This window comes from Streptomyces sp. NPDC093225 (assembly GCF_044753805.1).
Taxonomy (GTDB): domain Bacteria; phylum Actinomycetota; class Actinomycetes; order Streptomycetales; family Streptomycetaceae; genus Streptomyces.
The window spans coordinates 24,213-49,868 of record NZ_JBIVNX010000011.1 but is presented as its reverse complement, the minus strand read 5'-3'; the positions used below and the strand labels follow the sequence as shown (position 1 = coordinate 49,868).

Sequence of the window (25,656 nt, the reverse complement as noted above, 5' to 3'; positions counted from 1 at the left end):
CGCCTGGAGTCACTGAGGTGCCGGCCCTGCACGCCTCAGCCAAGGACAGCGGACCGTTATGCGCATTTGCCTGAGTTCGCTAGCTGTCGGTGACTACACTCGCCGTGGCTTTGGAGTGCCGTTCACATCGCTGCTGAGCAATGTGTGCGGGTGGGGGAGGGGCCGGTCTGTGAGTTGGACTGTTCGGTTTCGTGATGACAGTGGCATCGATGATGACGAAAGTCAGGGAGCGATTCGAACTGCGTTGCGGGGAGTCGCTTCAAAGGCTGATCCGGAGCGCGGGTATTGGCCGGCCACGGTCGCGGATGTGCTCGTCACGCGACGATTAGCCGGTGGCCGTAGTGGCTCCGAGGTCTTGGAGATCGAGGTCAAGGACACGGCAGGCAGGACGTACCTGCAGGTCGCGAAGCTTGCGGATCTCAAGAGCACGGCACAGGAGTGGGACAGGGCCCGCCAGGCGGACCTCAGCGAGAGATTCCCGCTTTTCACTCGGGTCGTCGCTGTCAGCCGTGACGTGCTGGAACCTCCCAAGCGACCCCTCGTGCGCCGGCAAGTGCTGGTCTACCAGCATGTTTGTGACAGGGATCCGTGGAAGGGCGAAATCCGGTCACTGCTGGACGTCGTCGAAAGTGGGCTGGCCGGTGAAGACGAGAGTGCAGCCGCCGGCCGGACACTGCGCCGTGTCTTCCAGGCTCTGTCCAATCAGCTGCACCGGGACCGGACGATGCAGTCGCAGGACCTCTTGGCGTTCAATCGGAGCCTGGGCAAGGACCTGTACGTCTCCTTCGACTCCTATACGGCCGAGACGTCACCTGTGGACCTGATGCACGGGACACTGGCTGATGAACAGATTCAAGCAAGCCAGTGTGACGACACCGCGATTCTCCAGAGCAGTACAGCGGCGCCCGGTGGCGAGCAGCGCCTGCGCAGTGGTGATCTGGTGGCCATGCGGTTGGAGAACGTCCAGGTGCACGACCATCACCTCGTTGGCACCTTTGGCGATACTGAAGTACGGGTCGAGGCAGTCAATGCTGCCAGCAAGCGCCCTATCGGCGACCTTCTTGGGCAGAAGATCTCGGTGGAGATCTGCGGTGAGGTGCAGCGCACCCGGGCAGACGTCTTGTCTGAGCGTCTACGCCGGTTCCTCGATGGAGTCGACGAGGCAAAGGACGGTCTGACCTATCAAGGCGTGCGGGTCGCCCACCCACTTCGACGTCTCCACCAGATCCTGTCCGGGCATGAGGAGCGAACCCTGTCGCCTGTTCATGGCGACCTGAACCCGCACAACCTCGTTCTTGCCGGCGAGAATCCCTACCTGATCGACCTAGCCGCCGCAGCACCAAACCAGGCGACCTTGTCCGACTACGGCTGGCTCGAGGTCTGCACGCTGCGCGACCTGCCCCAATGCGGGATGGGATTCGCAGAGCTCGTACAGATGCAACGCGTGCTCGCTGCGCTGACGGCCCTGTCCACCGAGTTGCCCGAAGATGCCATGGACGGCGTCGCCACGGCAGTCACCGAAGCTGTGTCGCAGGACTCGCCAGCTCAGGGCAGGTTCCTGAGGATGCTGTGGGAATGCCGGCGCGCCGCGATGCTGGTCAACGATCAAATCCCTGCGCCTCGAGCTGATCGACATCTGCTCCAGCACCTGACGCTCTCAGCACTGCGGTCGCTGAAGTTCGATGACGAAGACCAGAGCGAGTATCGCGTCGCGGCATCTACTTCCATCGCCGCAGTGGCCGCTGAAGCAGTCGATGGGCTCACAGATGCCTTCTTCACTTCCTGGCCGCCGCGCCAGGCTGAGGCTTTACGCGCTGCGCTGCTCAATCTCGAGGACCTTCCCACGCGGGCTGCCGACCTTCTTGCGGACGTCCACCTCGTGCTCCGTGGATTTGAGGACACTGAAGACCGCGACGCTGCCGTCATCCGAGCCCTCTTCCAGGGGCCACTTCGTGAGGCGACGCCCAAGCGCCCGCCCGTCAATCCCTACATCCCGCTGGTCGGCCGCCTCCTTCAACCAGGTGAACCGCTGGCCATACAAGGCAAGCAAGCACCACGCGTCACCCCGCCCGAAGCCGTTGACGTCCTCCTCGAGCAGCGCCAAGTGGTGCTCATCGGAGACACCGGTGCCGGCAAGTCCACGATCGCTAAAGAACTCCAGTCCCGCATGGTGGCTCCATCACCTGACCTGCCGGACCGATTGCCCCATTGGCCTGTGTCGATCAGCGCTTTCCAGGTGGGTGCGTACCTCAAAGAGCACGGCAGCGATTGGTCTCCTGCCGGCTTGCTCGCCTATTGCGTTCCTGTCGACGAGCGCCTCGAGCCTTGCACCATCCACCGGCTCTCGCGGCTCGGTGCAGTCCATTTGGTCATCGACGACCTCCATGCCATCGACGTGGGGGAGAAGGCCACGGTCCTGGCATGCGTGCAGCGGATCGCCGAACAGTATCCGCTGGTGCGCCTGGTGGTGTGCCAGCGCTCGTGGGATTACGATCCGGGCGTCTTGCACTGGCCGGCCGTAGCCGTATACCGAGTGCGCAAGCACGATGCGCGCATCTACCTCGAAGAAAGACTTCGCTCGGCTCACCCCCGGACGTGGCGGCCGCGGATGAAGCAGCTGGATGAGCGGATCTTCGACGACGGCGCCGACGTCGCGGTCCGAGACCTGGCCATGAAGCCGCTGTTCTTGAGCATGTTGGTGCATCACTACGCCCAGGCCGAGCAGATCGCTTCCAACACCGGCACCTTGGTCCACGACTACCTGCGACGGTTACTTAAGACGCGCGACCAGGCGGAGCAACAGCGCCGACTGCAGCTACTGCAAGTCCTGGTCCAGAACATGGAGCAGTACGGCTCCGCTCTGCGTTACCAAGACGCCGTGCAGTGCCTGAGCCAGCTTCAGCCCGCGGACGTGGACAGCACACTCAAAGCGCTGCAAGCCAGTGGCATCCTCGAGGCAGATCCCAGCGGTGACTGGCTCTCCTTCTGCAACCCGGTGGTGCAATCCTTCTGCGCGGCGGGCTTCCTCCAGTACGAGGCATCAACGAACCTCCCAGCCGTGCTCGAGCGGGTTACCGAATTCCGATGGCGCGACGCGGCCCAGCTGCTGGTTGCCAAACCCGACGCCGACCCGCAGATGGTCCGTGCCGTGCTGGAGACCGCCCTCGAGGCCAACACGGCATACGGCGCGTGGCTGCTCGCGGCGGCAGCAGGAGACTTCAACGATCTGCATGCCGCGCTGCTGTCCAACCTGAAGCACACCCTCGAATCACCAGACAGCGGAACGCCGGCCTGGTATGAGGCCGCCGACACGCTCGCCCGGTACGGATGGTCCGCAGCAGTGGAGATCCTGGAGTCCGTCGCGCGAACGACGGAACCCGAGTCGGCTGTAGGGGCGGCACTGTCTGGCTTGGTTCTGATGCGGCAGTGGTCCGTACCCGGCGCAGAAGCGACCCTGACATCCGTCCTGAGGAGCCTGCTGGACTGTTCAGAAGGACGCGGCAAGCCGGATCTGACCGTGCGGGCACTGCAAAGTGCTGCCGCAGCCGGACTGACCACGCTCGCCGGCCTCGTATGGGAACGAGTCAATGCCTCCGAACCCTGGACGGTGGTCCGTGAGGCGTGGCGCGCCCTGGGACTGCTGCACCTGGCCCCCAGCCGGCAGCTTCGCTCTGTATACGCGTCCGCCTGCGAGGCACGCCTGGCCGAGGTATCCCTCGAATTGCGACAGAGCGCGGCGCACGCGGAGATCCACCGGCTGAACACTGAGCGCATGGACCTGCTACGCGCCTTGGCAGATGAGGGGTTCCTGCACACGCTCCTCGGGCATCGATTCAGCGTAGGACTGGCAGACCACGGAGCCTGGGACGACCTTTTCCGCGCAGCCGCCAATGCGCGGAGACTGCAATGCCCCGCTGACGAGCAGGCGCAACTTATCGCACAGTCTGCACACGTGACGGAGGCGCGGTGGATCGAGCTGCTGCAGGGGACCGACGATGAGATGGCGGCTATCGCAGCCCACCATCTCCTACAGTTGGGCTGCGTCATCTCCGGCGCAGAACTGACAAGCACTGCGATGGGCGCCTCCTCACAGCGGCTGCTGACCCTCGCAGCCTTCGTCCATGGCTTCGACCCCCATGACATTGCACTCGTCGAAGAAGCCGTGCAGGCCCGCTGCCAGCTGCCGCTGACACCAGAAGACCTCGAGCCCCTCTCGGCGGTCGTCGCAGGCGTGGGAAGAAGCGGAGTGGAGCTACAGCCTGGACTCGCACTGACCGTAGACCGGGCCGTACGTGCTAGCGACATGCCGCAGGCGCGCTGCTGGCCGTGGGCATCGACCTGGCGCGAAGCCATGCCCGATCCCCTCGACACCGGGACCTTCGTGGACAGCGCGGAGCTGAGTGATCCAGAGCTGCTCACAGTGCTGGGCACTTCTGATGTGCTTCTGGATGCTCCGGAATTCGATCCGATGCCATTGACGTTCGAGCAGCGAGAACGCCTCTTGCAGATCGAGGTCGGCGACCCCACGAGCCTGGACGCCCATCGGCTCGTCCTTCTTGCTGCGAGTGCCGGCCTGCATGAGCACCGGACGTTTGTCCTGCAGGTCGCGGAGAATGTCACCAACACCATGCGGCTGATCAACCACTCGCACCCCGTGCACGGTCTGGTGCAGGTGTCGATGGCAGCCCATGCCGTGAGCGCGTTCGGCTACCTGAGCGCGCTGGCGGTCAGTGAGGGAGCCGCCAAGAACACCAAAGCGGCGCACAAGACTCTCACGCAGCTGGGCCTTTCCACGGACGGTATGCATCCCAGTCTTGAGCGCGCGCGTCTGATCGCTCTGGGATTCCTCGGGGACTGGGAAGAAGTGCTGGGCTCCCTGACGGCAGACGACCCGATCATGCATCAGGCGGCAATCAACCTTGCGTCCCGCATGTTCCACGACAGGGACCCAGACGCAGCCAGGGCACACGCTGCCGACGTCGCCGAATGGATCAAGGACCGGCTCAAGGACGAACAGCCCCCCGCCGCGATCCGAGCAGTCCTGACCCGTATCCGCCACACCGCCGAGTTCACGTTGAGGCGCTATGTCCTGTGAACGAGACGTCAGGTTAGTCCAAGCCCATGTCCTTCTTGGCCGCGGCGACCACCACACGCCGACCATCAGAGGCGGCCGACAGGGCCAAAGTGAGTTGCTCAGCCGACTGCGCCTCTTGGATGCGTCGATGCATGCGCAGCAAACCCTCACCCGCCGTGAGCACCTCGGTGGTCGACAGCAGCCGCAGGCGAGTCAACTGATTGCGCATCTCGACGTACTGGTCGGCGAGCTGCGCAGCTCCTTGGGCATGAGCCGGAGGATGGGCGCTAGCTATGTCGGAGTGCCGCCAGCTGGCGGACAAGAACGCGACGAATGCATCTGTGAGCGCCTCACGAGACCAACGGTGCTTCTCACGTCGGCCCTGCACGATGGTGGTGACCACGAGGGTCGCCATGCTTGTCACGGCCGCAGCCCAGGCAGCGTATCCACTGGCATCCATAGGCCAGCCATTCTCGCTAAGCCCACCGGCCCAAGAGGCCGAATAGGCAAAAGGCATCGCCTCAACCCTGGCACCATCGAATCTCACCGGATGGCACCCATCCGGACAAGAGCGAAGTTTCACCCCCCATGCCCCCGCTGGCCGAGTGTAGCCACCTCCATCGCAGGAGTGACCAGCCATGACGGATAACGGAACATCCGAGCCCGTCCAGCCGCCGCAGCCGTCGGCAAACCTGCCGGCCCTTCGGCGTGAACTCCATGCACAACTGGATGACCAGGCCAGCTCGCCCACCCTCGACGTCAGGGTGCTGTTGCGTCTCCTCGCCCGCAACCACGCATCGTTCTCCCGCAGTGTTGACGCATCCGCCGGGGCCAGCCGGGTGCTGCGCGCTCTCGTCGCCGCATGCGGGGACCGCCCTGTCAACGTCGATGCACTAGCCGACGCCATGGAACGCGTGGCCGCACCCAAACCGTCCGCGCTCGTGCACACCCTGCGCGCACTGTCCGACGAACTGGCGGCCGCGGACCTGATGGATCACGCCGACCTCGCAGAGCTGCGCCGACTTACCCAACAGCTCGATGTCCCTGACCTCCACCGCGTGGCAGAAGCCTGCCTTCCACCCCTGTCCGCCGACCTACCACCCCATTGCACCTCCGCCTGGACCACAGCACTGCACCTGCTGCGCCGCAACGTCCTGCCCGGCAGTCTGCCCCCACTGCTCGCCTTCATCGAGTACGTCGCCGCCGTCCAACCGTCGCCCGCCGCAGCCAGTCCCTTGAAGCAGTGGACAGAGGCGAAAGCAACACAGTGGGGCGCTGCACAAGACCTCCTGTCCGCTCGCGCGGAGGCCAGCCGCTTCGCAGGCAGCACGCCACCGTCCGACTCCCGCATCATGATCGCCTTATTTCCCGACGGCCTGCGCAGCGATCTGTACACCCTGCGGACGTGGCATCACGATCCCGAAACCACCAACAGTCCCTCGATGCGTGGCGAGGACGCCCAGGTCGACTTCCGCCAGATCGCGCAAGCCGCCTACGACAGCATCAAACGATGGGTACGCCGCCTCACCCGACGCGAAAGCGTGTGCGTCGAGTTTTGGCTGCCCCTCACCCTCTTCAACCAGCCCGTATGGGAATGGTGCACACCCGGGGGCAACGAGGAGGGTCTACCTCATCTCAACGTCATCGTACGAAGCCTCGAGCGGCTCCAGCTGCCGGTCCTCCACCCACCCTGGCGAAACAGGTGGGAGCACCTCATGGACGCCAAGGCCCACCACCCCACGTTCCTCCACGAGCACCGCAGCGGCGCCTACTCAGGAGCTAGCGACCTGGTGGTCCTCAGCACCCCACCTGACGCCACAACCGGCCGCACCGAGCTCCTGGCCGCACTGCGCAACGGCGCCCCCGTCATCCTGTGGCACCGAGAAGACTGCACCTCTGCCGCATTCCGTCAGTCGGTTCGCCAACTCATTGAGGAAGGACCCCTGAAAGACCTCCCCTCCAGAGTTAGCGCCCTTCGGCGGGAAAGCCTGCACGCCACCGACGAGAAGGAGGAGGCGGCCCGCGGTATCACCTTGCTGTGGGACGACCCCGACCGACTGCTACCGACCATGCCGACACTCGTCGCGCCCGGCTGGGAGGAACGCGAGCCTGCCGTGGGGATGCCGATGCTCACTGCCCGGGGCGAGGCAAAGTGACCGACACGCACGACTCACAGTGGATCATCACCACCAGTCCCCACGATCACAGGTCGCTCAACGGCAGCAGGCCGCACCTTCCGCTGTTTCCTCCCAGGCCGGTCTTCACGCAACCCCCCACGGACTGGCCAAAACTCCAGCCAGCGCCAGGGACCCGATCAGCCGCCCGATCACTGCACGTACTGAGCGAACTCAACCAAGAACCCCGACGGGGCACATCCATCCAGGTCCCTAACGCCCCCGGCAGCTACGCGCAGGCACCCCACAGCAACGCCGGGTGGGACCTGATCCTTGTCGTGGATACCGGCGCCTCCATGACAGCCTGGTACCACACCATTGACTGGTTCTACTCGTGCGCCCATGAAGTGCCCCTGTTCACCGCCGTCCAGGTCGTCAAACTGCACAGCCAAGGCTTCGACCCCAGTCGGACCATGTTCGACAAGGTCGCCCTGGAGAACGCCGGACTCGGTGCGCGCGGAAACAAGATCGTCTTCTTCGTCACCGACGGAGTCGGCCCAGTCTGGCACCGCCACGAGATCTGGCAGCTGGTCCGCGAATGGGTGCGAACCCACCCCTTAGCGATCCTGCACGTCCAACCCCATCAGAACTGGTCACGATCAGCCATCCACACACGCACCCTGACCCTGCGGTCCACTGCACGCTGCAGCCCCAATCCCAGCATCGAACAGAAGCCCACGGACCCTGAAACACCGGCTGGACTGCTCAGCCCCACTCCCATAGGACCGGACGACGTCATCGTCCCCGTCCTCGAGCTCCACAAGCGCTGGCTCGATCAATGGTGCAGACTCCAACTCTCCGGACAGTGGGTCCGTCAGCAAGCCCTTGTGCTGCCGCACGAGCCACCGCCTGCCAGCGACACGACGACAACCCGGGCGAACATGCACGAGCGCGTCATCCACTTCCTCGCCAGTGCATCCAGAGAAACCGCCCAGCTCGCAGGGCATCTGGCAGCAGCACCCCTCAACCGCCACATCATGCAGCTCATCGGTTCGAAACTGATGCCCACCGTCGGGCCAGGTGACCTCGCAGAGATTCTCAGCAGCGGCCTGATCCGAGTCACTGACACCGCAGGCCCCGACGACGCCCCTCACGATCGAGTCACCCTCGACTTCGAACACGGCGTCCGCGCAGCACTGCTGGCCCGTGATGGATGGGAGAAGTGCCGTGCCGTAGCCGGCGTAGTCGAGGAGTACCTCTCTCCCACTGTTGAGGCAGTGGGAGGCCTCGCCCGCCGCATCGAGTTCCGCACGCCGCCGGACGCACTCATCGTCACCGAGGAGAACCTCCCCTTCGTCTCCGTCGAACGAACCGTCCTCCAAGCCCTGCCACTCATGGCCGGCAACGAAGCGCTACGACGAATGAGCGACAAGATCGACTCGTTTCGAAGCGGGCTGTGACCGCACAGGCCACTGACGCGAGACAAAACATGCACAAGCCCCGTCGACGCCGCTACCGCACAGACTCGAAGCCAGCTGTCCACGCGGCCCGCGCTGACAGGGCCTCGTGGCGTGCCCGGCAGAGGCGTGAGCTAGGGCCAGGCGACCCGCGAAGCGAGCGGATCATGAGCCACGGTGATGCTCAGCACGCCACGACCTCCTCGCGAACCGCCAAGTGTGCGCCGACGGTACCGGTCAACACCGCGCTGTCCCTCAGGACGCCGCCGCAGGCCTGCGTGTGGAGCGAGGCGACCTGCTACCTGCGCCACCGCCGACGACTCCCCCGCCTGTCCAAGTGGAAGGGCGGCCCGGTGGTACTGCCCCCCAGAGCGCCTGGGGCACCGGGCCTCGCCCGCGCACGCCATATCGGCGCGGGCTGCGGGGAGCCTACCCGTCATTCTCCGATCCGGCAGACCCTCGGCCTGCACCGCACCACACTTGGCGGGCCAACGGTCGCTGCTCAGGTCGCTGTGACGCGCAAGACGTATGGCTCGCCAGTGCATTCACCGCCCGCTCACGGGCGTGGGGAACGGGTATGGCTGCGACGTGTGCCTGCTGCCGGCGGACGGTCTACCGGGCCGACGGCGATCCCGCTGCGGTGGAGGCGAAGCGCGTCCATGCGGGCCTCCAGGCCGCGGCGTGGCTGCGCCTGCTGGTGAATTCGGCAGCACAGTGGTCTGCGGTGCAAGGACGTCGTCTTCCTGGGCGAGGCTGGGGCGACTGCTTCAGCTCCCCGGGCCCCCGACCTGACCCAGCAGCCGGGGAAGTCCAAGCTCCTCCTCGCCAGAGCCCCTGACCTCCGGGTATCAGTGGTTCCAGCAGGTCTGGGTGTACCAGGTGTACCAGGTACCGCTTCGCTGCCCCCTTCTGGGAGGGGCTGCGCACCACCAGACGGCCCCTGGGTGTACGGCGGACACACCTCCAGCGCCACCTGCTCGACGAACGGCAAGGCGGGGGTCTTCGCGATCGACCACGAACGGCGCGATCGCGGATAGGCCGCGGCCCGCGGGGTGGGGCCGCTGACATCCAGACGTCCCACCCCGCGGAGCCCGTACGACGCGGAACCTTCTGCTGGCGAGCGCCGTCTTCCCTGCCCGACCGCCTTCACCGAACGGAGACGATATGAGTGTCACGGAACATCACCGCCTGCTGGCCTTACCCGCTGAGAAGCCGGGCCCGATGCCGGGACCCCGGCGGCGTGTCCGGCTGTTGTGCGTCGGTCTGGCAGCCTCTGTGGTCCTGGGAGGGGGCCTGCTGGGCTGCGGCTCGCCGGATTCGGCGGGTTCTGGGCCGACCTCAGGGGGTGCGGTATCGCCGTCGGCGGGACAGGGAAGCGGACCTGCGAGGAAGGCCCCTGTGGACGAGTTCCGCACCTACCTTCGGCAGAACGGCAGTGACGATGGCCTTGAGGCGGCTGTCGTGGACGTGAAGATCGAGCGCATCGGACTGGATGGGAAGGCCGTAACGGACGCGGTGGTCATCACGGGACTCGACCCCGACCTCGAGACTTCCGGATCGCCCGACGATGACAAGGCCAGGGCCCTGGCCCAGGCCTTCGCCGACTGGCGCACATCTGCCTTCCACGAACGGGGCTCGGTCAGGGTGCTCAACCCAGCACTGGAGACGATGACTGCCCTGAAGTGGTGAACACAGCACCCCAGCGCCCCCTCACCACCCACCGATTTCGAGGTCAGGGGTGCTGGTGCCTGCGGCACGACTGCGGCGGTCTGGTCCGGGTGGACTGATGTGCGGAGCACAGGCGGGCTGTCGAGCCGGCGATGGAGTGCACCCTGGCAGCGGGGTCCGCTGTACGGACCTCGCCCGCCCTTGAGCGCCGAGCGGGCTGGAGGTAGTCGCTGGCAGCGCCACCGCTACACCCGGTCGAAGACCTTCCCGCGGCTGCACGTTGTCCTGGCGGGGAAGGCCGAGCGCCTCCTCGACAACCGCCTCCAGGCGCTCACCGTCGCCGTGCGGGGCATCACCATCGCGGTGTGGGCCAACACCCTGCCCCGGCTCCAGCGCGGTGAGCCCTGGTACGAGATCGGCGTGGACGACCCGCACCGGCGCCGCGCTCGCTACCCCGAAGCCGTCGGCCGCTGACCGACGCTGGGCAAGCCCCGGGCGAGCCTGGGCAAGCCACCCCGTGCACCGACTTGCCCACCCTTGCCGGGAGCGGGCCGGGATGCGTCATCGGTCACGCTCAGCCCCGGCTTCCCGGGCGAGCGGCTGCTGGCCGGTGACCGATGACCGGTCACCGGCCCCGGCGGGAGTTGCACGGACCGGTCACGGGGCTGACGTGCTGTTTGACCGATCGCGGGATCCGGATCGGTCACGGTCCCCGCTGGGCAAGGCATCCAGGACGGAGGTGTTCCCCAGCGTCCGGGCCGCAGGACGAGGCGCCTTCCAAGGACGTGGCGCCACCGTCTGGGACACGACGGTCCGGAGCCGGCCGACGCCTCTTGGGTGGCCGTACGAGGGAGTCATGAGACGACACCATCACGACAACGCCAGGCTCATTGCCGACGTTTCTGGGAGACATGAGGCACGCCCTCGCCTCCCTCCATGGAGCCCACGCCGATCCCGTCGGGAACGTCCCGCCCCTCGACCGCCCCGACGCGTTCCTCTCTCACCCGGCCCGGTGACATCGCCTTCACCGCGCGAGTGGAACTCCCCGGTGGGGAGACGATGGGCCACCTCCACAAACTGATCACCGCCCTCACCTCCACCTACGAGCTGGGGCTGCCGCACCGCCCGGGACCGCGCTGGAGATCATGGTCGGCAAGCGCCACCAGCTCGCCCTCCACAGCGGCCACGTGCTCGGCCTCACCCAGCTCCTGCGTCATGCCGTCGTCCACTGCTAGGCACCGGGCGGGCGCATCCCCCGTGGGAGGAGGAGGCCGAGGAGCCTGGGCAAGCCGTAGGCGATCCTGGGCAAGCCCCTCGTAAGGGCGTGCCCAGACTCCCTCATGGGTCGTCCCGTCTCGGGCGCAGGACGTCGGCGTAGATCCGGGCCCGGACGCCGGGCTCGCCGGGATCCCGGCGAGCCGGGCCAACGCCCGATGTGGCCCAGCGCTCTTCCAGCGCGGCCATGACGGCCCGGATGGTGTCCTCGTCCCTGGCGGTGATGTCCAGGACCACCAGGCCGGGCTCCGCGATGTGCTGCTCGTCGATCAGCTGCATGAGTTCTGCAACGGCGGTGGGGCCGGACCGGTTCGCTGGCGGCCGCGGTTCCACCCCACGAGGGAGTCGGCTCAGGCCGTGTGCATCGCACGGTCGGCAAGCCGTGTCGGGGCGCGGCTCCCGTCGCGGCCCCGGTGGCCAGGGTCGCACCCCGTACATCCGAACGTACTCCGCAGTCGAAGACGCCGGTGCGGCTGTATGCAGGGGGTCGCGATCTGGGGAGCCTGGGGTTGGGCAAGCCGGCTTGGAGATGGGCTTGCCCAGGGCCGGCGGCCCGGGTCAGCGGCGGTGGCGCCAGTGCTGGTGGACCTTGAGGACTTCGTAGCTCCATGCGGTGTGTGGACGGGTGTCGGCCGGGGGCGTCCAGCCGAGCTGTTTGGCGACGGCTGGGAAGCGGGGGTGCATCTGGCGGTCCCCGACGGTGACGAGCGCAGACAGGAGCGGTTCTTCCTTGCGGCCGTCTTCGTCGACCAGCCACAGGAGCACGCACTGGTCGTCGGCGTGCAGGCGGGGCAGGCCCGACAGGCGCTTGTGGATCTGGGGCCAGGTGATGGTGGAGCCAGCCCTAGCGGTCTGCTCCAAGAGCGGCCGCAACTCGGTCGCGATCTCCCACAGCTGCCCAGTCTCAAGGAGCGCTGGCTCTTGCCTGCGCGGCGTGCGGGCCCTCGCGGCCGGTGTCATGACCGGCGACGGGGCTGGAATCGGTGTCGGTGCTGATCCCGGGACGGGCGGCCGCGGCGGTACGGAGGAACGCCGGGGTGTGGGCGAGGAAGATGGATTCCGGCGTGGAGACCGGACGATGGGTCCACCAGCCCGCGCGGCGTCCGGTCGGACCCGGGGCGCGGCAGCGACTATCCGGGGCTGTGACGGGACGGGCTTCGGAGAAGCCGCGGCCGCCTGGCGGCGCTCTTCCTCCTGCCAACGGCGCGAGCCCAGGATCTCCTTGAGGTTCTTCAGCTGGGCCCGCTGCTCGCGGGTCTCGCTCGGCGGAGCTCCGGCCGCTTGCTGCCAGGCGAGGGCGTACAGGTCGGCGGCGGCCGCGACGGCGTACCGGTCGATGGCCCGTTTCAGTTCGGTCAGGGTGTGGTTCAGCATGCGGCGGACCGTGGCGATCTCCATTGCGGTCCTGACGGCCCGGCCCGTGGTCCGGCGACGGAAATCCGTCTGCCACGCCGTTCCGCCGCTGAGCCGCACCCGGTTGTTCCCCAAACCCGTACCCCCCGAGCTGCACCATAGATCCCCAAACGGTCGGGCAGTTCGGCGCCCAGGTGCAAGCGTTCGGCCAGCCAAGAGCTACGGCTGCCCCTCCCGCCGTACTGCTGCCGGGAGGCTTGCCCAGTCCGGCCCGCCCGTATGCCACCCGGACGGCATGACGGTTGCACCGGAGGTTGCGTGCACAGGTGGCTGCAGGGGCGCACTAGGCGGGGGACCGCAGGTGTGACCGCAGGTGGGACCCCCGGAATCGATGATCTTCCGTTTGTGCAGGTCAAGGGCCATGGGCAAGCCCCTTTCGTAAAACGACACCTCTTTCCCACGCGATAGCCGAGGGAAAGAGGCCCTGCATTGGCGCCGGCGGGCGGCCCGTTCAGACCAGGAGCTGGGTAGGGCCCGCGGCTGCTTCCGCCAGCGGCCCTAAGAGTTGGCTGAAGATCTTGCTCGCGCCTCCCGACTTGCCCTATTTCGCCGGTAAATATCGATCTGGGCGATCTAGTGCAAGCTGGGCGGGTTTTCAAGATTGTGATGGTGATGTCAGCGAGGTAGTCGCGGGCGTGGGCGGAGGCGACGCGGCCGAGGATGTCGATGGCCCGGTGCCCGACGGCGAGGCCTTGGTCGAGGTCGTGCTGCTGGAGGTGGGTGGTGACAGCTCGAACCTATGAGCGCAGTCATTTGGAGGCCGGCGACCCGGCGCGGAGGAGAGGGGGCGGGGAGTGCGTCAGCTCTCGGCTCCGTTCTGCAGCTGTCTCAAGGGCGAGGGCTAGATCAACGGCGACTGCCCAGTTGGAGTCGCCGGAGGGCTGACCCGCACACGAAGGGCCCCTGCGACATTTGGCAGGGGCCCTGTCGACTCTCTGGGCTGTGTGGCGGTCAGGGGTGGCGGCCGGGATGCCTTAGGCGGCGAAGGCGAGGTAGGTGCCGAGGGTGAGGCTGGAGAAGGTGATGAGCTGGCGGGGCTTGAGGCAGGTGAAGGCGGCGTGCATCGTGACGCCGGCGACGACGGCGTACGGCATCGTCTGCTCGATGAGCAGCGCGGGCGGCAGGGCGATCTCTGCCGCGATGACGCAGGCCGCGACGGCCCGCCACAGCCGGACGTCCCGGTCGGTGAGGTTGCCCGCGTAGCGGCGGACGAAGCCGGGAACGGCGAACTGGCGCCGGTAGGGCAGCTGGTCTTTGACCTGGTTGTAGGTGTGGACCCACTGGGCGAGGTAGAGCCCGCTGTGGAACTGGGGTGAGCGGAGTTTTTGCCAGGCGCTGTTCCAGTAGATGTCCGTGGTGATCAGCACGAGGAGGCACTGCGCCCAGGTGTTTGCCGTGCTGGTGCCGTGCGCGATGGTGAGGCCGTGGCCGAGGTCCTTGGCGAGCAGCAGGGCGGTTCCGGTCAGCAGGGTGTAGCGGACGGCGTTGGGGCTCTTGAGGTAAAGCAGTTCCATCGTGGCGCCGGCCAGGACCACCAGCAGCGCGAGGTGGGGCATCAGGCCGAGCGTCAGGGCCAGGGCGGCGGCCGTACGGACGATCAGCACGGCCCGGTAGAGGCGGATCAGGAGGCTGGCCCGGGCCGGGCCGAAACGCAGCTCGGCGAGGTGCGCGCTGAGCGAGCCGGGGGCGAGACGGGTCCAGCCGCCCTGTCCGAAGGCGAGGGCGAAGCGTGCGGTGAGCACGGTGGCGAAGAGGATCCGGAACCACTGGAGGTGTCCGGGATCGGTCGGCTGTTGGAAGCCGGAGGAGACGGCGTCAAAGAACCACATGGCTGTTCCTGACTTCGATGGGCTGCTCGCCGCGGGCGGACAGCAGGCGGCCGTGTCCGTCGATCCGGTCGTACCGGCCGCTCGCGGTGAGGTGGTCGAGGATCGCCTGGAGCTGGGGTGGTCCGAGGATGAAGGAGCCGGGGGAGAGGTGGTCGTAGATGTTGACGGTCTCGGTGCGGCCGTCTTTGGTGGTGCCGGTCAGCGTGATGATTGTGAAGTTGGCGCGGCAGAACATTTTCCAGCGCAGCCAGTGGCCGGGCAGGGGGGTGAAGCCGGTGATCATCCACGTCACCAGGGCGAGGGTGGCAGCGGTCTGGACAGCGGGCAGCACGGACAGGTGCATGACGGGAGCCTCCGGGTGGGGAGGGTGAAGGTGAAGGAGGGGCGGCCCGCGCGGTGGGGGGCCGCCGCCGGGGGTCAGCGCTCGGGCTTGGGGGGCCGCTGCATCAGGGCGGCGGCGGCCTCGTCGAGGGTGACCTTCTCGTGGAGCAGGGCGGAGATGACGTCCGTGATCGGCATCTCGACGTCGTGGGCGCGGGCGAGGGCGAGGATCGCCTCGGCGGACTTGACTCCCTCGGTGGTCTGCCGAGTGGCGGCCGTCGCCTCGGAGATGCTCAGGCCGTGGCCGAGGTGGGTGCCGAAGGTGCGGTTGCGGGAGAGTGGGGAGGAGCAGGTCGCCACCAGGTCGCCGACGCCGGACAGGCCGGCCAGGGTGGCCGGGTGGGCGCCCATGGCAGTGGCCAGGCGGGTGGCCTCCGCCAGCCCGCGGGTGATGAGCATGGCGGTGGCGTTGTCGCCCATGCCCATGCCCGAGGCGATGCCGACCGCGAGGGCGATGACGTTCTTCACGGCGCCGCCCAGCTCGCAGCCGATGACGTCGGTGGATGTGTAGGGCCGGAAGTAGCCGGTGTGGCAGGCCTGCTGGAAGCGGCGGGCGGCGTCCTCGTCGGGGCAGGCGACGGTCGCGGCGGCGGGCTGGCCTTCCATGATCTCGCGGGCCAGGTTCGGTCCGGACAGCACCGCGACCCGGTTCTCAGAGACGCCGGTCACCTCGGTGATGACCTGGCTTGCCCGCAGGTGGCTGCCCAGCTCGACGCCCTTCATCAGCGACACGATCACGGTGTCCGGTCCGATGTGCGGGGCCCAGGCCGCGAGGCTGGTACGCAGGGATTGCGCGGGGATGGACAGCACGAGGAAGTCCGCGCCGTGCAGCGCGAGGGCCGGGTCGGTCGTGGCCGTCACGGAGAAGGGCAGCTTGATGTCCGGGAAGTAGCCGGGGTTGCGGTGCGTGGTGTTGATCGCGTCGGCGATCTCGCTGCGGCGGGCGTGCACGATGACGTCGGTGCCCGCGTCCGCCAGAATTTTGGCGACGGCGGTTCCCCAGGACCCGGCCGAGAACACCGCAGCACGGGTGGAACGGTGCTGGCTCACTGCGGGGTCCTTACGTCGGGGTGGCGGCCGGGCCCGGTCATCGTATCGGCCGCACCGGGGTCGGCTGGCGCGGTCGGGGGGCGCCGTAGAGTCAGCAGGACCGCACGGCGCTCCCGCAGTGTGGGCAGCACCTCGTGTGCCTCGCGCAGCATGTTCTGGGCCTGGGTCTCGCCCAGCTTGCCGCGCAGCTCGCCGTCGTGGGCGATCCATAGCCGGTAGAGCCGTTCCCACAGCACGGGCTCGGCGGGCCGCTCGTCCACGTGCTCGACCGTGAGGCCGACGGCGCGCGCCTGCTCCGTCCAGGCGGGAACGGCGCCCCGCCGCGAGGCCCGGGTCATCACGAGCCGCCCGCCGGGGGCCAGGATGCGGCTCAGTTCACGCACTGCCGCGTTGCGGTCGGCGACGCCGCCGAGGGCGTCCACGCACACAATGCCGTGCGCGCTGGCGCCCGGCAGGCCGGTGTTCTCCAGCTCGGCAACGCGGAACGCGGCCCGCTCGGGGGAGAGGCCGAAGGGCAGGCGGCGGCCTGTGGCCTGAGTGACGGCGACCGGGGACAGGTCGAAGCCCTCCAGACGCAGGCCGAGCGCGCGAGCCAGCCACAAGCCGATGCCGCCGGTGCCGCAGCCCGCGTCCACCAGGAGCTGGCCGGGCCGCATCCGCAGCCGCGTGGTCATCAGCCCCAGCAGGGGCCAGTCGCACGAGCTGGAGGCGGCGACCTCGACCGGGTAGTCCTCGCCCATCGCCGCGGCGTACAGACGGGCGACCAGATCGGTGCGGGCGCGGGCGGCGTGGAAGGCGTCGTACTGGGCGGAGCGCCCAGCGCCGGGCGAAGGTGTCGCGGCGGGCGCCGCCGTGGTGGTGGCGTTCATCGGGGCATTGACCTCCTGATCCGTGAGCGGGTGCCGGGGCAGACGACCTGCACGGCGTGAACGGGGACGTCCGGGGCCGACAGGTTCAGAGCCACCGGTTCGTGCCCGGTGATGCGCGCGACCCTGCGTGCCACATCCCTGACCTGTTCGGCGAAGCCGCCGCCGGCCGGGGCGAAATGGACAGTGGCCTGCCGCCACGGGGCGAGCCCGGTCGTCATGGCCGGGCGGAAGGGCGGGACGTCGAAGCTGCCGGGTTCGCTGGGGAGGTCGTCACGGGTCCCGGCGATGGCGGCAAGCCGCGACTGCGCGGCCTCGGTCACCGCCCGGGTCAGCGCGATGGCCGGGTCGCTGTGGCAGCCGCCGCCGGCGAAGACGACCGGGTAGTCCTCCGACCACAGGTACGCGACGCACACCGGCAGCCCGTACGGGCCGTCCACCAGCGCGATCTCCAACGCCATGCCCGCGGCCGCCAACCGCTCGATGACCTGCCGGCCGTGCAGGTCCTCAACCGTGCCGGGCGCGATGAGGATGCGCCGCGCTCCACCGGCCTGCCCATCCCGGTGCAGCACGTCGCGCTCCACCACCTCGAACAGGCCGTGCAGCAGCGCCTCGTCGCGCGTGTTGCCGCACGCCAGTCCCGTGCTGGTCGTGCGCAGCACGTCCGGGGTCCACGGGCGCCGCTGGACACGGCGGCGGACCAGGTCGACCGGCAGCAGCACCTTCGCGCCGCTCACCAGGCCGGTGCCGGCCGTCCACTCCCACACCAGCCGGTCCAGCGCCTGCTCGGGGTACCGGCCGGTCAGCGGCAGCGCCGCCACGGGGCAGTCGGCGGCGACCTCGAAGGCCGGGCCGTACGCGGCGACGGGCAATGGCCGCTCGACGTGCCACAGCTCGATCGCCTCCATCACCGCCGACAGCTTCGCCAGCAGGGCGGTGACGCCCTTGCCCTGAGAGGTCGACAAGGTCTTCGACGCGGGCCGGATCGCCGTCCACACCGGAAGCCCGACGCAGTCCAGGCCGGTCAGGTCTGCGACCCGGCTGATGCCGAACTCGCCAAGACGCCCGGCCACTGCCTGCCATGTCTCCTGCGGTGTCCGGGCCCGCACCGTGCCCGGCAGCGCCACCAATTCACCCGACACGAGACGTCTCCGCCCTCTCGATGTCCTCCAGGAACCCGGGCACGAACCGCTTGGCCTCGTGAACGGCACGGGCCCCGCAGCCCAGCCCCCGCGCGGACGCCTGCGCGTCCAGCCCACGCTCAGGGCACCGCCACACCTGCAGCAGCAGATCGCGGCTCACCTCGTCGCGGACCGCATCAGTCGAGAAGCCCGGCCGGCTGCGGCGGACCCAGGCAAGGGCATCGGCGTACCGGGCGACTGCCCGCCGGTCGTGCGCGGTCTCGCCGGCCAGCAGCATGTCCACCGTCTGCCCGTCGCGCAGGTCGAGCACGGGACGGAAGACGCGGGCAGCGGGCAGGTCCAAACCGCCAGCCCGGGCCAGCCGCTCCGCCAGATCCACCCCCGGCCCGCCGTCGCCCGGGTGGAGGGAGAGGTGCTCGAGGTAGGCCGCCCACCTGGCGGGGAATCCGGGGTCGAACACCTGCTGGTAGACGAGGCGGTCCTCGGTGCGCAGCAGCAGTCCGTCCACGCGGCAGCGGGCGAAGGCGTTGGACCAGCGGCGGAAGTAGGCCGTCTCCCACACCGGTGGCTCGATTCCCCGGGCCGCTGGGGCGCCGCCGTTGAGCGCGGTACGCACCGCGGCGAGCGCGTCGGCGCGCTTGAGATCGCCGAAGTGCCGGTCCCGCTCGCGCTGCCCGCTCAGCCACCCGGCGAACGCCTGCTCGCCCTGGCGGCGGCACACGGCGCGAACGGCGGCCCAGGTGCGCTGCGGGTAGTAGACCGCCCGCAGTCCCTCCAGGAGCCGTGCGGCCCGCACTTCGTCGAGGACCCCGGCGGAGCGGGCAAGCCCCAGAACATGCCGGATGTTGACCACCGGCCAGGTCAGCGCGCCGAACTCCCCGTCCGGTGCCTGCCCGACCGCGACCTCGTCGTCACCGTCGATCCGCCCCGAGGCGTACGCGCAGTAGATGCTGCCGACGCCGAGCATCCCGTACGGCGCCAGCTCGGCCGCCCGCAGCGCGCCGATGCTCGCAGCACCGATCACGGCGACGCCCCGGCCCATCGCCGCCAGAATCTCCTTGTGCCGCAGCGCCGGCGCCTGGTGGTACACCCCGTCGATGAGGACCACCGTGTTGCCGCCGACGATCGCGGTGTCGAACAGGTCACCGTGCCGCGCCGGCGGCAGCACCCGCAGGCCCAGCGCGGCCAGTACAGGCTCGGACGCCGACAGCGTCGGCCCGACGTACACGTGAATCACTGCACCCTCCGGTGAAGCGCGAAGGGCGCCCCTCCCCGGGCCCGCGGGCCACGAGAGGGAGGGACGCCCAGGGCAGAACGCGGACAGGAGAGGGGCTACTCCTCGTCCTCCACGTCGACGGCGACCACCACGGTCCCGGCGATCTCCTCGGTCCCCTCCACGGACGCCGAGGTGCTGGCGGCGGCGATGCCGGACTTGGACTGCTCCACGGTCTTCTCCTCCTGGCGATTGACGACGGGGCGGGCGTGCGCACGCCCCCGGTGGTGCCGCGGGCCGTAGCCCGCCCACCCGCCCCTGACCGAGGCGGGAAGCATGTGGTCAAAGCACAGCGAGGCGCGGGGCCCTCACAACGATTCCTGCCGAGCCGGCCTCACCAAGGCACAGCTCTGTATGGCCAGTCGGCGCTCGGTGCCGTCCGGCAGCCGTACCCACAGATAGGCGCTGTCCGCGTCCACGCCCTCCCACCCGCTACCGACCTGGACCACGACCCCCTCGTAGACCGAGGGCTGACGACGGTCACCTGCGGAAAGGGCCTCCAATCCCTGCACCACGTCACCCACCGCGTACGGCGGAGAGGCAGAGCTCGCGCGCTGCCCCGTTCGGCGCGTCATCACGCTCTCCCCTGGTCGGCACAGGCGAGCTTGAGGACCTGGGCAAGGTGCGGGTGCACGGCCTGCGCGTCCGGCAGGAGGGTGTCCTCGGCGGGTGCGGTGTCCCACCGCACCCCGTACGAGGGGGGCAGCGCGACCCAGGCGCCGGGCCCCGACCGGACCTCGACCCGTGGGCACCCGGGGAGGGCCGCGCCCGTGCCGGGGGCCACCAGCAAGGTTGCGGTGGTGTGCCCGGAGGTCAGGCACGGGACGTGGAGGCCGGCGGCGTCGGCACGGACCATGACAGCCATACCGATCGGGTGAGCGACGACCAGCGCGTCCCAGTTCGTACACGGGACGATGACGCCAGCCCCGGGTGCGGACTCGAACGCGGCGGCCAGTTCCCCGCGCGCCAGCGGCGTGACGGCCGCCTCCAAAGGGTGGGCGCCGGGGGTGATGCACGGCGCCTTCGAGTCGGCGCTCCGGCAGGTGCAGCCGGAGCCCGTGCGGTAGCGGTGCCCGATGGCCACCGGCCAGCCGAGCCGGTCGTACGCGATAGCGCACTCGATGGTGTCGCGGCCGTGCAGGACATGCAGGACGTCGCCCATGTCGCCCCCCGTGTCCGCTTCCAAACCGAAGGTGATGGTCACGGCATGAGGGTCCCGCTGAAGAACAAGGGCGACCCACAGGAATCCTGTAGGCCGCCCAACTGGCATATGCGCCCTGAAATCAGGACACGAGTTCCATCCCCCGCACCAGCCCCGACAGGGCCGCGGCCTGCGACGGAACCCCCCGCCGGACCAAGTCACCGACCAGCTCGCGCGCCATCGGGTGCGCGTGCACGTAGTGCGGCGCCCTCTGGGCCGCCTGCCGCAGCGTCACCACCGCCTCGCCCGACCGGCCCATGCGGTGCAGGGCCCGCGCCTCGTCGATCCGGTAGTGGGTGATCCGCTCCCGGCTCGGCATCGCAGGCACGTCCACCCCGTCCACGAACGTGAGCCCGGTGTCAGGCTCGTCCACCTCGACCCCGGCCTCGGTCGTGTGCACCAGCACGTTGGCCCGGGAGAACACCGTCTGCCACCGCAGATCGTGATGCCCCGTCGGCAGGCGATCCGATACCTCCAGAGCCCGCCTCGCCTGCCCCCACGCCCCGTCCGCATCCCCGGCGCGAGCACAGGCGATCACCTGCCGCAGCACCAACGCCCCCTCGAGCACCAGGGCGTCTGTGTCGCCCGTAGCCGACAACGACTCCAGGTCCCGCAGCGCCGCGTCCGCGACCGCCTGAGTCTCCCGCGCGGAACCCTGATGCAGCAGCGCCCCGCAGCGGTCCCAGGCCACCGCCGCCTTCACGATCGGATCGTCCAGCTGCGTCGCCGCGCCGGCCGCCACCTCCGCCGCCACCCACGCCAGATCGGGCAGCCCCGTCTGGTTCAACGTCTGCCGCGCGTTCCGGGCCGCGTCGACTAGTAGACGCAGGGCCGCAGCCCGCTCCGCCGTATCCCGCTCGTGCAGCAGGATCGTCGTGTTCAAGTCCTCCAACAGCGCGGGCAGCAGCCCGGCCACGGCCGGAAGGTTCGCGCCCTGCCGGTGACGGTTCGTCGCTGCGGCCTGCTCCCGGACCCGCTGCGCATCAGCAGCCGGCGCGGACGGCACGAGCCCGGGATGCCCCGACAGAATGAGCGAGGACCGGCGCAGCGCCGCCCGCATCGCCGGGATATGCGGGACCGCCGATCCCTGCTCCCGGCGCAGCCGGTACGGCTGCCCAAGCAGCCACACCACATCCACCTCGCACACCGTCGCCACCGCCGAGATCAGCGAGTACCGGTCCAGGGGAAGCCGCCCGGCCTCGACGTCCTCGGCCCACCTCTCGGACCGGCCCACCAGCCCGGCCATCTCCGCGTGGGTCAGGCCCGCGGCAATCCGGGCAACCCGTACGCGCGCTCCGATACCGGTGTCAGGGGTTTGGGACATGGCGGCACCTCTCCGTTCCGAACTCCACACCCGGACGGTACCCGCCCGGCCAGCCCACGGACACGCCCTCGGTGGGACCGGCATCCGTCCCAAGGAGACCGCAGGACGCGGGAGTCGGGGAGATCGGCCCTGTGTGCTTCGGTCATGGCCATGACCACATCGGATCCCGGGCCGCTTCCAGGCCCCTGGCCGGGCGTGGCCGCCTCGTGTCTGGCATGCGGCGGCTCGCCGGGACTCAGGCGTCTTGGGGTTCCTCAGCCCCCGGCTGAGTAGCTGAGCAGCTTGCCGTCGGTGAGGACCAGGCCGCCGTAGGCGTTGACGAGGATCGGTGCGGCTGCGGGCTGGGTGGGCATGTCCTTGCCGGTCCGCGCGTCCAGGGCGACGGGACCGTTGGAGGTCCGGCCGTAGACGCGCCCGTGCCAGGCCGTGGTGACGGTGGGCGCGGTGCGGCCGTCCTTGCCGTCGCTGAGCTCCCACAGGAGCCGGCCCGAGCGCGCGTCTAGGGCCGCGACCGTGAAGGGGCCGCTGCACACGAGCGTTTCGGCCCCGTCGTAGGCGCAGTTCAACCCGGCCACGGCCGCCGGCAGCTCCTGGGCCTTGCCGGTGTCGATCCGCAGGAGCATGCCCGGGCGGACGCTGATGCCGAGGCTGCCGTACAACCGCACGAAGGACGGGCCCGCCGGCTCCATGGTCAGCAGGTCCCGCTTGGGGCCCTGCCACCGCTGTGCGCCGGTCTGGACGTCGTATCCGGCCGGTACGGAGTACGCGGCGTCGGCGCCGGTGCCAGTGTGGCCGAGCATGCCCACGACCGCGCCGCCTGCGACCGCGTGCGCGCGCAGGCCCGGGACCGTCCAGCGCAGCTCGTGGGTGGCCAAGTCGACGCCATACGAGACGGCATGGTCGTCGTCCTCGACCGTGATCACCACCGTCCCCTCGCCCGCGCCGATGGCGGACGCGGTGACGCGACTGTAAGAGGTGGGCGCCCAGTCAGGCGGCCGTACCGTCATCCGCCAGGACTCCGCCCCGGCCTCGGCTGAGACGGCAACCACCTCCAGCAGGGCCGTCGAGGCCTGAGTGCCCGTACCGGGCACCGAGAGCAGGAACGGGGTCACGACCGTGGTCGCGGTGCCGTCGCTTGCGACGAGCGGCGCGGCGGCGTACCCCTCATCGTCGGAGCCCAGCACGTCACCCCGGGCGCGGACGGTCGCCACCTGGCCAGAGGTCAGATCCACGGTCTGCAGGCTGCCGGACGCGCCGACATACGCACGCGTCCCCTGGAGGGCGACGGGCAGGTCGCGCAGGCGGTTCCCGAGAAGGTTCAGCCGGTTCTCGCAGGCCTCGGCAGGCAGCTCCACCGCACCCCGCTCGTCGAACCACGACGGCGGATCGAAGGACCGCCGAGGAGGAGACGGCGCCGGCCTGGCAGCTGTCGACGCCGCAGACCGCGGTGCCGCGTCATCCCCCGTCACGGGCCCGGACGAGCCACAGCCCGCCAAACCAAGGGCGGCCACAAGGGTGGTGACCACTGCTACTGAGTTTGTAGTCGTGGTGTCGTCAGTGTGAGCCCAGTTCCGGTGAGGCATCCGTCGATGATGTCGCTGCGGTATTGGATCTGGCGGAGGCCGCGTCGGAGCCGGCGCATGAGGTGGTCGGGGTCGGTGAAGGCCGTGTTGGCCTGGGTGGTGCGGCGGAGGACTGACCAGATGCCTTCGACCGGGTTGAGATCGGGTGCGTAAGACGGCAGGTAGTGGGCCGTGATCCAGTCTTGCGTGTCGATGAAGGCCCGCATGCGGCGGTCTTTGTGGACGTTCAAGTTGTCCCAGATGAGGATGACGGGGCCACCGAGCTGCTGGTGGGCGGCGATGAGGAGGTCTCGGTACTCGGTCCAGGCGAAGCTCTTCCGTCCGCCGCTCTTGTGATCGCCATGCCGCTTGGGCCGGTAGATCAGGTGGGAACGTTCGCCGGGTTTGTAGCAGCACAGGGCGGCGATGGAGAAGCGGCGCTGGGAACGGCCGCGGACCCGGATGACCGGTGTGGTTCCGCGTCGACTCCAGGTGCGGGAGGTCGGCGGCGTCATCGAGAATCCGGCTTCGTCTTCGAAGACGATCCAGGCCCCGAGCGCCGCCGCGGTGTTTCCACGTGCGGCCACACGTCTTTCACCCAGCCGGCCACCGCGGCCTCATCGCGTTCGACCGCACGACGGGCCGGCACCTGATGACTCCAGCCGTGTCTCCGCAGCATCTGCGAGATCCCCGACAGCGTCATCGACTTGTGGAACCGCCGGCCGATCAAGGTCTTGATCCTGGCCAGGGTCCATCGCTGGTCCGGCCAGCCATGCGCGACCGGCCCCTTGGCCAACTCCTCCTCGAGCACGGCGAACAGCGCGTCACTCAGCTTCGGCCGCGACGCCGGGCCGCGGGAGCGTACCCCGTTTTGAACGGCAGCTTTCCACGCCTGCCGCCAACGCTGAACCGACCGGACGCTGACCCGTAACTCCTTCGCGATGTCCGTACTGCCCCGCCCCTCGGCAAACATCGCCACTGCTTCCATCCGGACCCGCTCGCGGAACGCTTGCCTCTCCGCGGTCAGACCCCCACCCTGCGGATACCTCATACAACCGGCATACCGCGACGATCACCAATCGTCAGTCCCTACGACAACCCACCTTCAAGGTCAGTAACTGCTGCCGCACGCCCCGCATGCACACTCCCTGCTCTCCACGCCTGAGGCCGCAGACCGCGTAGCCGGGGCCTGCCGCCGATGATCGCCCGGCAGCATCTCACGCTGAGAGAAGGACGAGCGCCCGGCCGTGACGAGATCACCAGTCGTCCCGCGCCGCGTTGGCGAGGACGTCGACCAGGCGGCGCACGGGGGTGAAGGCCGGGTCGTGGCCGGGGGTGAAGCGGAGCACCAGGGCCAGATTGTCGAGGAGGAGGGCGAGACGGCCCCGAGGAGCCGCGCGCTGCGCGGCCCTGATGGCGTCCTCGCTCCAGGCCGCAAGGGCCAAGGCCTCGGCGAAGGCGAGCTCGGACGGGTACGGGACCCACTCCCCTGACGCGAAGGCCCCACGCAAGGCCTCGGCGTCCCGCGTCAGGACCCACCAGAGGTCATCGGCGGGCCCCAAGTCGGTACGGCCGCGCCCGGGCCGCCCGGAGTCACACGGCATGCACAGGGCAAGGTGCCTGGGCGGGCCCCCGGAAGGGTGCAGGACGGTCGTCACGCCCGCGGTGGCCGGGGCGCCGCACAGGTGGCAGACGGAGGGGACCGCGACGAGCTGCGGGCGGGAGAAGTCAGGGCTGAGGCTCACCCTCCATCAACGCGGCGTGGTGCGGCGACGGTGCGGCCACACGCGGCACGTGCTGCACCCACCCGGGACTATGTGTGACTTGAGTCACATGGGGTGGTGTGACTCCTCGTGCGCTCGGGTGGGCGTCAACGCGCAAGCGGGCGTCGCGGCCGCTTAAGGATGTCGGGGGCGGGTTGCCCCTGACCTGCATGCACGCCAATCCAATCAGTCCTTCTGGACGAGTAAAGGCCGTCGCCGAAACAGGTTGAACGCGCCAATTCCGGAGCGTCAGTGACGGGTGGT

At 69.1% G+C, this 25,656-nt stretch carries 21 protein-coding genes; 6 read left to right on the top strand and 15 right to left on the bottom strand.

The genetic code is table 11. The annotated features are described in order from the left end of the window. Positions 1 to 58 precede the first annotated feature (58 nt). Entirely contained in the window at positions 59 to 5,095 is a 5,037-nt protein-coding gene (locus ACIQCH_RS12795) for a hypothetical protein (RefSeq protein ID WP_402580686.1), read from the top strand. A gap of 13 nt (positions 5,096 to 5,108) precedes the next feature. Here the strand turns inward: ACIQCH_RS12795 and ACIQCH_RS12790 are convergent, their stop codons facing one another. Beyond that, complete coding sequence (locus tag ACIQCH_RS12790; RefSeq protein WP_402580685.1) at positions 5,109 to 5,477, bottom strand: hypothetical protein; 369 nt, start codon at positions 5,475 to 5,477, stop codon at positions 5,109 to 5,111. A 235-nt stretch (positions 5,478 to 5,712) separates the two neighbouring features. Here ACIQCH_RS12790 and ACIQCH_RS12785 point away from each other — a divergent pair, with 235 nt between their 5' ends. The 4 genes from ACIQCH_RS12785 (at position 5,713) to ACIQCH_RS12770 (ending at position 10,787) form a co-directional block, all read left to right on the top strand. Further along, the gene (locus ACIQCH_RS12785) at positions 5,713 to 7,230 is read left to right on the top strand and encodes a hypothetical protein (protein WP_402580684.1); all 1,518 of its coding nucleotides are present in this window, start codon (positions 5,713 to 5,715) and stop codon (positions 7,228 to 7,230) included. Beyond that, positions 7,113 to 8,648, top strand: a complete 1,536-nt coding sequence (locus ACIQCH_RS12780; RefSeq protein WP_402580683.1) for an SAV_2336 N-terminal domain-related protein — start codon at positions 7,113 to 7,115, stop codon at positions 8,646 to 8,648. The genes ACIQCH_RS12785 and ACIQCH_RS12780 overlap by 118 nt, the downstream gene beginning before the upstream one ends. A gap of 1,395 nt (positions 8,649 to 10,043) precedes the next feature. Further along, the gene (locus ACIQCH_RS12775; protein ID WP_402580682.1) at positions 10,044 to 10,334 is read left to right on the top strand and encodes a hypothetical protein; all 291 of its coding nucleotides are present in this window, start codon (positions 10,044 to 10,046) and stop codon (positions 10,332 to 10,334) included. Positions 10,335 to 10,514: 180 nt separating this feature from the next. Next, positions 10,515 to 10,787 carry a hypothetical protein gene (locus tag ACIQCH_RS12770; RefSeq protein ID WP_402580681.1) on the top strand — a complete coding sequence of 91 codons (273 nt, stop codon included), beginning with the start codon at positions 10,515 to 10,517 and terminating at the stop codon, positions 10,785 to 10,787. A gap of 864 nt (positions 10,788 to 11,651) precedes the next feature. On the opposite strand, the gene ACIQCH_RS12765 is transcribed toward ACIQCH_RS12770, so the two are convergent. Together ACIQCH_RS12765 and ACIQCH_RS12760 are read right to left on the bottom strand one after the other, a co-directional pair. Next, positions 11,652 to 11,867, bottom strand: a complete 216-nt coding sequence (locus ACIQCH_RS12765; protein WP_402580680.1) for a DUF6207 family protein — start codon at positions 11,865 to 11,867, stop codon at positions 11,652 to 11,654. Positions 11,868 to 12,146: 279 nt separating this feature from the next. Further along, positions 12,147 to 12,449, bottom strand: coding sequence for a hypothetical protein (locus tag ACIQCH_RS12760; protein ID WP_402580679.1), 303 nt, complete (start codon positions 12,447 to 12,449; stop codon positions 12,147 to 12,149). A 1,070-nt stretch (positions 12,450 to 13,519) separates the two neighbouring features. Here ACIQCH_RS12760 and ACIQCH_RS12755 point away from each other — a divergent pair. Continuing rightward, positions 13,520 to 13,744, top strand: coding sequence for a hypothetical protein (locus tag ACIQCH_RS12755; protein WP_402580678.1), 225 nt, complete (start codon positions 13,520 to 13,522; stop codon positions 13,742 to 13,744). Between the two features lie 231 nt (positions 13,745 to 13,975). Here the strand turns inward: ACIQCH_RS12755 and ACIQCH_RS12750 are convergent, their stop codons facing one another. The 12 genes from ACIQCH_RS12750 to ACIQCH_RS12695 all read right to left on the bottom strand — a co-directional run bounded on the left by ACIQCH_RS12750 (position 13,976) and on the right by ACIQCH_RS12695 (position 25,374). Beyond that, entirely contained in the window at positions 13,976 to 14,830 is an 855-nt protein-coding gene (locus ACIQCH_RS12750) for a hypothetical protein (protein ID WP_402580677.1), read from the bottom strand. Then, a complete protein-coding gene (locus tag ACIQCH_RS12745; RefSeq protein ID WP_402580676.1) occupies positions 14,817 to 15,173 on the bottom strand; it encodes a hypothetical protein in 357 nt (118 codons plus the stop codon). The genes ACIQCH_RS12750 and ACIQCH_RS12745 overlap by 14 nt, the downstream gene beginning before the upstream one ends. 74 nt (positions 15,174 to 15,247) lie before the next feature. Then, the gene (locus ACIQCH_RS12740; RefSeq protein WP_402580675.1) at positions 15,248 to 16,261 is read right to left on the bottom strand and encodes an NAD(P)H-dependent glycerol-3-phosphate dehydrogenase; all 1,014 of its coding nucleotides are present in this window, start codon (positions 16,259 to 16,261) and stop codon (positions 15,248 to 15,250) included. After that, positions 16,258 to 17,130, bottom strand: a complete 873-nt coding sequence (locus ACIQCH_RS12735) for a class I SAM-dependent methyltransferase (protein ID WP_402580674.1) — start codon at positions 17,128 to 17,130, stop codon at positions 16,258 to 16,260. Before ACIQCH_RS12735 ends, ACIQCH_RS12740 begins: the two co-directional genes overlap by 4 nt. Continuing rightward, positions 17,127 to 18,254, bottom strand: a complete 1,128-nt coding sequence (locus ACIQCH_RS12730; protein ID WP_402580824.1) for a YcaO-like family protein — start codon at positions 18,252 to 18,254, stop codon at positions 17,127 to 17,129. Before ACIQCH_RS12730 ends, ACIQCH_RS12735 begins: the two co-directional genes overlap by 4 nt. Before the next feature lie 4 nt (positions 18,255 to 18,258). Beyond that, complete coding sequence (locus ACIQCH_RS12725) at positions 18,259 to 19,506, bottom strand: TfuA-like protein (protein WP_402580673.1); 1,248 nt, start codon at positions 19,504 to 19,506, stop codon at positions 18,259 to 18,261. 610 nt (positions 19,507 to 20,116) lie between these two features. Then, on the bottom strand, positions 20,117 to 20,746 hold the full coding sequence (locus ACIQCH_RS12720) for a hypothetical protein (protein WP_402580672.1): 630 nt from the start codon (positions 20,744 to 20,746) through the stop codon (positions 20,117 to 20,119). Positions 20,747 to 20,825: 79 nt separating this feature from the next. Continuing rightward, positions 20,826 to 22,067, bottom strand: a complete 1,242-nt coding sequence (locus ACIQCH_RS12715) for a helix-turn-helix domain-containing protein (RefSeq protein ID WP_402580671.1) — start codon at positions 22,065 to 22,067, stop codon at positions 20,826 to 20,828. Between the two features lie 254 nt (positions 22,068 to 22,321). After that, on the bottom strand, positions 22,322 to 23,299 hold the full coding sequence (locus ACIQCH_RS12710; protein ID WP_402580670.1) for a PQQ-binding-like beta-propeller repeat protein: 978 nt from the start codon (positions 23,297 to 23,299) through the stop codon (positions 22,322 to 22,324). Between the two features lie 296 nt (positions 23,300 to 23,595). Next, positions 23,596 to 24,144 (bottom strand): transposase, encoded by a 549-nt coding sequence (locus ACIQCH_RS12705; protein ID WP_402580823.1) that lies wholly within the window; start codon positions 24,142 to 24,144, stop codon positions 23,596 to 23,598. Continuing rightward, positions 24,141 to 24,680 (bottom strand): winged helix-turn-helix domain-containing protein, encoded by a 540-nt coding sequence (locus tag ACIQCH_RS12700; RefSeq protein WP_402580669.1) that lies wholly within the window; start codon positions 24,678 to 24,680, stop codon positions 24,141 to 24,143. Before ACIQCH_RS12700 ends, ACIQCH_RS12705 begins: the two co-directional genes overlap by 4 nt. 205 nt (positions 24,681 to 24,885) lie before the next feature. Next, positions 24,886 to 25,374 (bottom strand): hypothetical protein, encoded by a 489-nt coding sequence (locus ACIQCH_RS12695; RefSeq protein ID WP_402580668.1) that lies wholly within the window; start codon positions 25,372 to 25,374, stop codon positions 24,886 to 24,888. Positions 25,375 to 25,656: the final 282 nt, after the last annotated feature.